Consider the following 3887-nt stretch of genomic DNA (forward strand, 5'->3'; position numbering starts at 1 on the left):
CCAGCTTGCCGACGGGATCAGCGTCCTGGGCTGAGACGTTGGTGATCCCCGGGACGACGATCGGGCCGATCAGATAGTTCATCCGCACTCGCATCGGCAGGCGGCCTTCGGCGCGCAACTCGCCCATCATCTTGTAGGCTTCGTTGTCGGACATGTCGGCGACGGCGGTGATCCCGCGCTTCAGGTAGAAGTCGTCGAGGATCTTGCGGATCGCCTCCTTGCGCTCGGCATAGGTGAACGGCTTGACCTTGTCCTTCGGCCAGGGCGCCGGTGCGTCCCGCACGATCATGACCTCGCCGTCCGGCGTTCGCTCATAGCGCCCCGGGATCCCCGGCTTGGGATCGGGGAAGTCGCGGTTCATGCCCATGAGCTGGGCGGCCTTGTGGTTGATCAGGTGATCGTGGGCGCTCCACTGCAGGTCCACCGGATTGTCGGGGAAGGCGGCGTCCAGCTCGGCCCGGCTCGGCATCACCTGGTTATAGGTGCCTTGGCCGACCAGCCAGGCGCCCGGCGGCAGCGTCGCCGCCACGGTCTTCAGCTTGGCGATCACCGCCGCCCCGTCCTTCAACGGCGGGACCTGGATGTTGATGTGCCGGTTCTCGGTCTGCGCCATCCCGGCGATGTGGGAGTGGGCGTCGACGAAGCCGGGAAGCAGGGTGCGGCCCTTCAGGTCGATGACCTTGGTGTTCGGCCCGCGCAGTCGGGCGACGTCGCCGACCGCGACGATGCGGTTGCCCCTCACCGCTACGCCCTGAGCGACCGTCCCCTTGGGGTCGACCGTGACGACCTTGCCATTGACCAGCACCAGGTCGGCGGTCCCGGCGGCCGACCGCCCTGGGCTCTGCGCCATCGCCCCACTGGCCTGCAGCGCCATCGCCGCCGCCGTCAGGATTAGAAGTCTGCGCATCGTCGCCTCCCGGGTTTTCCCCATGGCGCACCAAGCTGCGCGCACTTGGAAGGTGTGATCTGCGGCTCGCCCGGTGACCGATCGGCACCAGGGCCGGGGCACGTTGGCGAAGACCAAAGCGGCGTCCAGCCCGGGGTCAGCGAGTCGCCCTGAGGGGCCTGGTCAGCGCGCGGACTCTAAATAGGGGCCGGCTGGATAGACACCTCCACGGTGAACTGCGGCGTGCGGGCTTCGTCTGCGACGATGACCTGGAAGGTCCCTGTCCGAAGAACCGTGCCAGGGTTGTTACGCAGCAGCTCACCGAGAAAGGTGAGGGCCTCGCCCTTTGCGCTTTCGACGTCGGGAAGTTCGGTCCCGTCTTCGTCGCAAAGTAGCTGACCGTCCTTGGTGTGAAAGTAGAAGCGGGACATGGGCGAGCTAACCAGCAGCCCGGCGGCTCGGTTTAGGAACCTGCCATTTGATAGCCCAACCTGCGGGCCCCGGGCCTTACGCGAGACGCCGAACCGCCGCTCGCCCCTGTTCGCGCGAACGAGCGGGCGCGGCCGCGGCGTGCAGCCGGTGAAACGCCGAACGCGCGGCCGGAACCTCCGTATGGCGGCCGTGTTTCCTCCAAGCACGGCAGTGGAGGGCGACGTGGCTGAAATCCGCAATCACCTGCTCTGCGAGCTGCCGTTAGCCGTCCGCGCGATCGTCACCGCCGAGATGACGGAGCTTACGCTTCGTCCAGGCGACGTACTGCAACGGCAGGGCGATCCCGTTTTGCGCAGCATCTTCATCGAGACAGGCGTCGTGGCGCAGTTCAGGCTGCTCGACGACGGCGCCCGGGTGGAAGCGAGCCTCGTGGGGCGGGAGGGGTTGGTCGGCATCGGTGCGGGTGCGACGGCTTTCACCGAAGCGCAGGTTCAGGCCGGCGGCTCCGGACTGGCTATCGACGCCGACCGACTGCGCTTGCTGGCAGCCCGCTACCCGCCGCTCGCCGACGTCCTCACCCGCTACGGCGCCTATCTGGTCGACGAGGCGCGCATGAACGCCGTCTGCAATGCGGCTCACGCCATGGAGCAGCGGCTCGCCAAGTGGCTGCTGCGCTTTCACGACCGCAGCGAGGGACCGTCCTTGGTGTTCACGCAGGAGTTCGCCTCCGAAATGCTCGGCGTGCAGCGGACGTCCCTGACGGCCGCCATCGGTCGTCTTGCCGATCAGGGCCTGCTCGTCACCGGGCGCGGCGGGGTTCGCCTCCAGAACCTCGCGGGCCTCCGCGCTGTCGCCTGCGAATGCTACCGCAACGTCGAGGAGCGGCTGCCCGAGATGGGCCTTCCCGAGGCGGCCGAGCGCGGGGCTTGCCCCGCCGCCTGAGTCTCGGCCCACGCCGACCCTAGAAGCTGAGCAGGGTGTTCAGCGAGATGTAACGCTCATCTCCGGACCGCGGCGCATTCGGCGCCGTCCGCAGGAACCGTCCCTTGTCCAGCCAGACCGCGTTGGCCTCCAGGCGGGCGCGGTCCTTGATCAGCCAGTAGCGGACGCGGCCCTCGACCTGGGCGCCGGCGTAGCGGCCGGAGCGGCCGGCCGGGTCGCGCACTCCGGTGGTCGAGAACGAATCCTCCGGCGCCTCCAGCCACATCGCCCGAGCCGCGCCGAACGCGTCCCAGGCCGGGGAGGGGGCGATCTCCAGGCGGACGCCCGGCGTCAGCAGGTTGGTTCGCGCGATGGCGTTGTAGAGGCCGCTGGGCGCCAAGTCGGCGCGCCGCATGCCGAACAGGGTGTCGAACCGCCCGTACCGGCCGCCGGCCTTGTCGCCGGTCGCCGCGTCGAACTCCACCGACAGCCGCGGCTTCCAGCTGTGCCGGAAGGTATAGCCGGCGTCGGCGTGGACGAAGCCGGCGCGGACCTTCAGCTCGGCGTCAGTCGGCCGGGTCCCCGCCCGGATCGTCCCCGTCTGGCCGATCGCCTCCAGCTCATAGTCGAACCGTCCCGGGCGCGGGTCGACGATCACCCGCGCGCTGAAGGTGTCGAGCTGGCGATTGCGGGTCGGGCGGTTCGGCCGGTCGCGTTCCGAAAGGTGGAAATAGCCGCCCTCGAGCGTCGCGTCGCCGATCGCCTTTGGCTTGGCGGCGATGCCGCCCCACAGCTCAAGGTCGCGCCCCTCGTGGTCGATGCGCTGGCTGTTGTCGAGCACCGACTCCAGCGCGTCGGGCAGGCGCAGTTGCGGCTGCATGTAGATCAGGGTGGTCCGCACGCCCCACGGCGCGAGGTCGGCACGGACGCCGGTGTAACTGTTGGTCGTGTTGCGGTAGTCGTCGGCGGCCACGAGGCGCCGCGAGCCGAGGTTCAGCATGAACCGGCCGGCGGCCAGCGTCACCTTGCCGAACGGCTCGGTCTTCGCCTCCACCGCCGCATAGGCCTGCACCACCTCGAAGGTGTTGACCTCGTTGGTGCTGATCGGCGTGCGCCGGTTCGCGCCATAGGCCCGGCTGTCGTAGATCTCCCCGACCAGGCGCAGCGGTCCGGCCTTGCGCTCGGCCGCCAGGGTGGTCCGCACGCTGACGAGGTCGTCGGAGCGGTTGAAGCCCGGACGAACTTGGTTGGTCACCGCCTCGTAGCGCAGCCGCATGGAGCCGGAGAGGTCCCAGCCGTCGTCGGCGGCTTTGGCCGGCGCCGCGCTCAGCGCCACCAGCGCCGCTGCGCCGCACAGCTGGAGGCGGCGCCTCGTGCGGCCGAAGGTGATTTGAGAGAGTGCGCCGTACTGACTCATGCGTTCGCCCCATGCGGGTTCACGCGGTCGTTGGGCCGAAGCCTCGACGGGACACCGCTTCATCCCGTGGCGCGCTGGCTACACGCCGTCGCCGGATACAGGCAAGCGGATTCCTGAGCCCCAGACGCAAGAAACCCCGGCGCGAGGGCCGGGGCTTCCCGTCTTTGTTGGCCGGCCTTGGCGTCGGACGCCGAAAGCCGCCAGCATTTGTCCGCGTGCGCGCTGGGGTCA

The 3887-nt window shown here is 69.3% G+C and carries 4 protein-coding genes; 1 reads left to right on the plus strand and 3 read right to left on the minus strand.

Annotation, left to right across the window (positions count from 1 at the left end):
• Together ACILRF_RS15130 and ACILRF_RS15135 are read right to left on the minus strand one after the other, a co-directional pair.
• On the minus strand, positions 1 to 907 hold a 907-nt coding region (locus tag ACILRF_RS15130), incomplete at its 3' end, for an amidohydrolase family protein (protein ID WP_395674341.1).
• A 176-nt stretch (positions 908 to 1083) separates the two neighbouring features.
• A complete protein-coding gene (locus ACILRF_RS15135; RefSeq protein ID WP_395674343.1) occupies positions 1084 to 1317 on the minus strand; it encodes a DUF6894 family protein in 234 nt (77 codons plus the stop codon).
• Between the two features lie 223 nt (positions 1318 to 1540).
• On the opposite strand from ACILRF_RS15135, the gene ACILRF_RS15140 reads away from it, so the two are divergent.
• A complete protein-coding gene (locus tag ACILRF_RS15140; protein ID WP_395674345.1) occupies positions 1541 to 2260 on the plus strand; it encodes a Crp/Fnr family transcriptional regulator in 720 nt (239 codons plus the stop codon).
• Between the two features lie 19 nt (positions 2261 to 2279).
• On the opposite strand, the gene ACILRF_RS15145 is transcribed toward ACILRF_RS15140, so the two are convergent.
• The gene (locus ACILRF_RS15145; RefSeq protein ID WP_395674348.1) at positions 2280 to 3656 is read right to left on the minus strand and encodes an alginate export family protein; all 1377 of its coding nucleotides are present in this window, start codon (positions 3654 to 3656) and stop codon (positions 2280 to 2282) included.
• Positions 3657 to 3887 lie beyond the last annotated feature (231 nt).

The organism is Phenylobacterium sp. (genome assembly GCF_044236515.1).
Classification (GTDB): Bacteria; Pseudomonadota; Alphaproteobacteria; order Caulobacterales; family Caulobacteraceae; genus Phenylobacterium.